The sequence below is a fragment of the Pseudomonas brassicacearum genome (assembly GCF_918698105.1).
GTDB lineage: Bacteria > Pseudomonadota > Gammaproteobacteria > Pseudomonadales > Pseudomonadaceae > Aquipseudomonas > Aquipseudomonas brassicacearum_F.
Map to the genome: position 1 here is coordinate 1 of NZ_CAKKMI010000145.1, position 6386 is coordinate 6386.

Below are 6386 nucleotides of genomic sequence, written 5' to 3' on the forward strand. Positions count from 1 at the left end.
GGGTGGATCGGTGGTTGGGCATCAAGGAAAAACCGTGATCCCCTGTGGGAGCGAGCTTGCTCGCTCCCACAGGGGTCTTGTGTTCACAAGTGGACATCACCGCCTTGCCGGCAACATCCACATCAACCCACTGGCCTTGGCCCGTTCATGACACAGCGCCAACACACTGCGCCGCTCGTCGTTGTCCATCCGGCTCCAGCGGGTGATCTCCGCCACGGTGCGCTGGCAACCGGTGCAGATGTCGTCATCGTCCAGCGCACAGATGTTCACGCAGGGCGAAGGAACCGGGCGCTCAGGGGCGCTCATGCTTCCTGCTCGACCAGGTCGCGGGCGTAGCGCTGGGCATTGTGCACATAGTGCGCCGCGCTGGCCTCGAGCATTTTTTTCTGGGCCTCGGTCAGTTCACGCACCACCTTGCCGGGCGAGCCCATTACCAGCGAACCATCGGGAATTTCCTTGCCCTCGCCGATCAGCGAGTTGGCGCCGATGATGCAATTCTTGCCAATCTTCGCGCCGTTGAGAATCACCGCGTTGATGCCGATGAGGCTGTAGTCGCCCACCGTACAGCCATGGAGCATGGCGTTGTGGCCGATGGTCACGCCGGTGCCGATGGTCAGCGGATAGCCCATGTCGGTGTGCATCACCGTGCCGTCCTGCACGTTGCTGTCCTTGCCGATCAGGATCAGTTCGTTGTCACCGCGCAGCACGGCGTTGAACCAGACATTGGCGCCCTCCTCGAGGCGGACCTTGCCCACCAGCGTGGCGTTGGGCGCGACCCAGCTCTGTGGGTGGGTTTCGACACGGGCATCGCCCAGGCGGTATTTCATGAGAGTCCTCGGGGCGTCAGGTATTGATGAAACTCTTGGGCGGTTTGTGCAGGTCGATTTCGGCGTCGTACAGCAGGTTGACCAACTCCACGACCATGATCGCCGTCAGGCCCCAGATCTTGAATTCGCCAAACCGATAGCTGGGCACGTACCAACTGCGGCCCTGGTAATCGATCCGGTGCGTGTGTTCGCGCGGATCCTTGCGGAAAAACTCCAGCGGCACGCTAAATACCGCTGCGATCTCGGCATCGTTGGCCCGGTATTCGACAAAGTCCGGAATCACCCCGACGTAAGGCGTGACCTTGATGCCGTGCAGCGAGATCAGCGGGCTGAGGGGGCCGATCACTTCCACCAGGCCGGGCGGCAGGCCGATTTCTTCCTCGGCTTCGCGCAGGGCGGTGAAGATCAGGTCCGGGTCTTCCGGGTCGCGGCGCCCGCCGGGGAACGCCACCTCGCCGCCATGGGTCGAGAGCCCACTGGCGCGCAGGGTCAGTACCAGCTCCGGTTCGTCGCTGCGGGTAATCGGCACCAGCACCGCGGCTTCAGGGAAACGTCGGTCAGCCTGCAGATCGTGCGGGGTGTGGTTGCTTACTCGATGCAGTAGCTCGTCCAGCATGAGACTTCTCGATTTATTCGCTACCTTGCATCATGCACCAATCATTCAAGCGGCCCAACCCCCGCACCACGTCGTGTCGCGAAACGACAACTTGCCGACACCGGCCCGCGCCGCCAAGATAGGCACAGCATTCAGGAACCCAAGCATGAAATTCTGCAGCCAGTGCGGTAACCCGGTGACCCAGCGCATACCCGAAGGCGACTCGCGCCTGCGCTTCGTTTGCGACACCTGCCACACCATCCATTACCAGAACCCCAATATCGTGGCCGGTTGCGTACCGACCTGGGGCAGCAAAGTCCTGTTGTGCCGACGCGCCATCGAGCCGCGGCGCGGTTACTGGACATTGCCGGCGGGCTTTATGGAAAACGGCGAAACCATCGAACAGGCCGCCGTGCGCGAAACCGCCGAAGAAGCCTGCGCCCGGGTGCGAAATTTGAGCATCTATACGCTGATTGACGTACCGCATATCAGCCAGGTACATGTATTCTTTCGCGCCGAACTGGTGGATGAGGATTTTGCCGCCGGGCCCGAGAGCCTGGAGGTGAAATTGTTCGAAGAGGCAGACATACCCTGGGACGAGCTGGCTTTCCGCACGGTGGGCCGCACCCTGGAATATTTCTACACGGACCGCCGGGCTGAGGATTACCCCGTGCGATCCGAATCGATCCCACCGCTGGCCCAGCCAGCCAATACTTGAAAATCCAATAATAGCTGCGACACCTCTAGGGATATCGTTTCAATGCGCTGGTTGTTTGTCCTGTTCTGCTTGTCGTTCACCGCTGTGTCCCAGGCCGCCGCCGTGGGAACCTACAACGGCAAGGTCATCGAAAAAGTGCTGGTGCTCAAGTCCGCCCATCAATTGCAATTGATCAACGACGGCAAGCCGCTCAAGACCTATCGCATCTCCCTGGGCAAGGGCGCCAGAAAAGGCCCCAAGCTGATCGAGGGCGACAAGCGCACCCCCGAAGGTTTTTATTGGCTGGACTGGCGCAAGACCAGCGACCGCTTCTACCTGTCGATGCACATTTCCTACCCCAACATCAGCGACGCCGCCCGCGCCCGCCGCGAAGGTGTGGAGCCAGGGGGCATGATCATGATCCACGGCACGCCGGATTCGCAGGAGAACCCTGAGCAGCTGTTCCATACGCTGGACTGGACCGATGGCTGCATCGCCATGCGCAACGTGGACATGCGTGAAGTCTGGAACCTGGTGCCCGATGGGACGATGATCGAGATTCGCCCGTAACCCCCGACCACACATGAGTTCCCTGTGGCGAAGGGAACGGTGTCGATCAACCTTTTGTTACAAGCCCAGGAACCGCAACACAATCCCCTCCCCAGCCTTGATCTACCCTTAGAACTGATGCGGTGGCTTGGCTCGCTCTGCCCCGCAGAACTCATAGTGAGACGTGTCACGTCGAAGCATAGGCAGTCATGACGTATGTGATTCGACAGGGCTTCACCGTTCCAGGAAAGGAATAAAATCATGACAATCCATAACAACTTCATACGGGTGACTACGGTCGCAGCAGTGGTGTTCGCAGGTGTGTGGCAACCGGGCGCAGATGCGTGGGGGGCCGATGGAAAAGAGGAGCCGTGGTATAGAGCCTGGCTTCAGGTTACAGCGGATCCAAGCGTGGATATTCACAAAACCACGCCATCATTGCATTGGCGTACTGACATGGACACGCTCTATCGGGGAGATACGACCGGTCAGGGCCTCGGTGCCTTCCAGGATGGGCTGTTGCCCAAAGCCGTGGGCTTCCCCGAGAACGAATGGGTGTACGACTGGTACAGGCATGCGGGCGGGGTGGCAAAGTCGGTGTTCAGCAGCGCGACGCGCAGTCAGCTCATCGCCCAGCACTACGCCAGCGAGTGGGTGTACGAGTTCAAAGCCCCCCACGGAATCGATCAGGTGCAATCAGGGGGGCCTTTCCCCGCAGAGGAGGAAATCAGCTACCCGGGCGGGGTCAAGGGGCACTTTATCAAGAAAGCCTGTAACAAACTCGATCTAGCCATTTGCAGGACGAACCCAAACTACCGTGAACCCACCGGCCAGGAGACGATGCCGGAGGTCGCTGCGATTCCCATCGACTGGAACCGGGTGGAGCCTGCGCAGGGTCTGGCATGGGTAACACCCAAGGAGTCCCTCTGGGCGGTCGGTTCTACGACTATCAACCCTGTGCAGGGCGCAGATGCGCTTACCAATGGGCTGCGGGGCTGGAACACATTGCCACCTAATTTGAGATTCGCGATGTATCAGGAGGACCACTTGGCTCAATCGATCGTTGTGGCATTTCGCGATTACAGCGAAGCCAAGCTCTGGGCAACCGAGGTCGCATCAAACGGCGGCTGGGTATATGAAGTCAGGCCTAGCAGCGTAGCGGTGGATCTGTCAGGACGCTCCACAGGCGCACGTGAAGGCGCCTTCGCGTTTATCGGCGGTATCAAGGGAGGCTTACTGATGAACGCACGCCGTTTCGAAAAAGGCGTGAGTGAACCGGTTGAGTGCATCGGTATAGAAAAAGAAGCTTGTCGCCTCGAAAACCGCCATCAATAGTTGACCAACACCGCCGTACAGGCCGGCATTGGACGCTGGCTTGTGCCGATCACTGTGGGTTTGCTCGCGATGAGGCCGGTACTGGATGTATCAGTTCCGAGCCTCAACCCACACCCCAGGGGTTTTATTGGATCAATGACCGCATCGCCATGGGCGATGTGGACTTGCGCCAGGTGTGGAACGGTGTCGCTCAGCTTCTTGTTACAAGACCGAAAACCGGAATACCCCCGCGTTGAGATACCTTCATAGGCGACGCAGGGGGTTCGGATTGCTCTCCCTGCAGAATCCAAGGTGAGACGTGTTCGTCGAAAATACGTGGTCATCACGTATCGGATCGACGGAGCGTCACCGTTGCAGACAAGGACATCAAGTTTTCATGAACAGGATAAGTTCCATACAGGCCACGGCGGTCGCGGTGGTGGTGTTGGCGGGCGCGTGGCAACCGGGCGCCGACGCCTGGGGGGCCGTGGCGCCTGCAGTTGGGAAAGAGGAGCCTTGGTATAGCGCCTGGCTTCAGGTTGCGGCGGATTCCAGCGTGGATATCCGCAAAACCACGCCGTGGTTACGCTGGCGTACCGAGATGGAAACCCTCTATCGGGGAGATACGACAGGTCAGGGCCTCACTGCCTTCCAGGACGGGCTGTTGCCCAAAACCGCGAGTGTCCCTGAGCACGAATGGGTCTACGACTGGTACAGCCACGCGGTCGCGTCCGAACGGTCAGTGTTCAGCAGCACAACGCGCAATCCGATCTGGGCCCGCCACTACGCAACTCAGTGGGTCTACGAGTTCAATGCCCCCCATGGCATCGATCAGGTGCAATCGGGTGGACCTTTCCCCGGTGATGAAGAAATCAGCTTCCCGGGCGGGATCAAAGGGCACTTTATCAAGCAAGCCTGCAACAGAGGCAATCACGCCGAATGCGTGATGAACCCCAACTACCGTGAACCCACCGGCCACGAGACGATGTCGGAGATCGCTGCGGTTCCCATCGACTGGAACCGGGCGGAATTCTCAGAGGGGCTGGCCTGGGTAACGCCCGGAAAATCCCTTTGGGCGGTCAGTTCTCCGTTTATCCACCCGGTGCAGGGAGCGGATGCGCTGGCCCATGGGTTAAGGGGCCGTAACTCGTTGCCCGCGAATTTGAGACTGGCAATCCAACCGGAGTACGCCATCGCTGAATCAACCATTCTGGCGTTTGAGGACTATGGCAAGGCAAAGCTCTGGGCAACCCAGGAAGCACTGAACGGCGGCTGGGTATATGAAGTCAGGCCCAACAGCGTGACGGTGGATTTATCGGGACGTATCACTGGCGCGCGTGAAGGCACCTTCGCATTTATCGGCGGCATCAAGGGAGGCTTGTTGATGAACGCACGTCGTTTCGAAAAAGGCGTGAGTGAACCGGTCGAATGCATCGGTATAGAGAAAGAAGCTTGCCGGCTCGAAAACCGCCATCGATAGTTTTCCAATTCATGCCAGCCACAGTGGTCAATGTCCGCACCATTGATTTTTCGCGAGCAGGCTCGCTCCCACCAGTTTTTGTGAATGCCACAAATCCTGTGGGAGCGAGCCTGCTCGCGATGAGGCCGGCACTTACTGCATCAAGTCCGAAGCTCTACCCGGTCCAAAGCCTTGTTTGCCAACAGCGCTCCCAACTCGATCATCTGCACCACCCCCAACGCCACATGCCGCCGCGAGCCTTCCAGGCCAAACGCCAGGTCACTGAGCATCGCATTGGCCGAGGCCAGGGTTTCGCTGAGGTTGGCTAGCAGGGCTTCGGTGTCAACGTTGTCCGATACGCTGAACAACTGCACCGAGGGTTGGGGGTCTGGTTCGCTGCCGTCGGGTTTGAGGTAATGGTCCATCGCGCGGTCGGCGGCTTCTTTCAGCTTGTCGGGGGCGTAGTCGCCGTAGGGGAAGGTGGAGGCGGGTTTGGGAGTATCAGAATTGTTTTTCAATGGAAGCTCCTTTTATCTAATGGAGCCCAGGACAAAACGTCCGGGCCTGTTGCCCCTTGATTTTTCGGACGGTCAAACCCGGTCGCTGAATTGGCAGCGACCCCCAAAGGCTAGAGCCCCCGCTTCCTAGGGACAACCTTAAAAACATGTCGGAAACTTCAGGGCGTCTGACAGACCGTCCACTTGTTTCAGACAAAATTCTAGATAGGCTTTTTTGGATTGAATTGGGTACATATCCGTTGCTGCGGTAACGGCCACTTAGGGTTCCGCCCTGACGGCGGGTCACTTTTGAGAAGCGCAAAAGTAACCAAAACGCTTCTGCCCCACCACTCGGCACCTCGCTTAGGCTCGGTGTGCCCTCACTCCGGCATTGCTCCGTGGGCCGCCGCGAAGGGCCATCCATGGCCCAGCGCGGCTAACCCGGCAT

General features: G+C 59.2%; 8 protein-coding genes. 4 read left to right on the top strand and 4 right to left on the bottom strand.

The window, feature by feature from the left end; translation table 11 throughout:
* Positions 1-96: 96 nt before the first annotated feature.
* From LQ215_RS29125 to LQ215_RS29135, 3 genes are read right to left on the bottom strand one after another with little or no spacing between them, the layout of a single operon-like run.
* Positions 97-306, bottom strand: coding sequence for a DUF1289 domain-containing protein (locus LQ215_RS29125; protein ID WP_230153690.1), 210 nt, complete (start codon positions 304-306; stop codon positions 97-99).
* The gene (locus LQ215_RS29130) at positions 303-827 is read right to left on the bottom strand and encodes a gamma carbonic anhydrase family protein (protein ID WP_230153691.1); all 525 of its coding nucleotides are present in this window, start codon (positions 825-827) and stop codon (positions 303-305) included. The genes LQ215_RS29125 and LQ215_RS29130 overlap by 4 nt, the downstream gene beginning before the upstream one ends.
* Positions 828-843: 16 nt before the next feature.
* A complete protein-coding gene (locus LQ215_RS29135) occupies positions 844-1443 on the bottom strand; it encodes a CoA pyrophosphatase (protein WP_230153692.1) in 600 nt (199 codons plus the stop codon).
* Positions 1444-1588: 145 nt separating this feature from the next.
* Between LQ215_RS29135 and LQ215_RS29140 the strand changes: the two genes are divergently transcribed.
* From LQ215_RS29140 to LQ215_RS29155, 4 genes are all read left to right on the top strand, one after another.
* Positions 1589-2140: an NUDIX hydrolase gene (locus LQ215_RS29140; RefSeq protein WP_230153693.1), complete on the top strand. Its 552-nt coding sequence runs from the start codon at positions 1589-1591 to the stop codon at positions 2138-2140.
* 42 nt (positions 2141-2182) lie between these two features.
* Positions 2183-2689, top strand: a complete 507-nt coding sequence (locus LQ215_RS29145; RefSeq protein ID WP_230153694.1) for a L,D-transpeptidase family protein — start codon at positions 2183-2185, stop codon at positions 2687-2689.
* 240 nt (positions 2690-2929) lie between these two features.
* The gene (locus LQ215_RS29150) at positions 2930-4003 is read left to right on the top strand and encodes a scabin-related ADP-ribosyltransferase (RefSeq protein WP_230153695.1); all 1074 of its coding nucleotides are present in this window, start codon (positions 2930-2932) and stop codon (positions 4001-4003) included.
* 376 nt (positions 4004-4379) lie between these two features.
* Complete coding sequence (locus LQ215_RS29155; RefSeq protein WP_230153696.1) at positions 4380-5462, top strand: scabin-related ADP-ribosyltransferase; 1083 nt, start codon at positions 4380-4382, stop codon at positions 5460-5462.
* A gap of 140 nt (positions 5463-5602) precedes the next feature.
* Here the strand turns inward: LQ215_RS29155 and LQ215_RS29160 are convergent, their stop codons facing one another.
* A complete protein-coding gene (locus LQ215_RS29160) occupies positions 5603-5959 on the bottom strand; it encodes a DUF6124 family protein (RefSeq protein WP_230153697.1) in 357 nt (118 codons plus the stop codon).
* Positions 5960-6386: the final 427 nt, after the last annotated feature.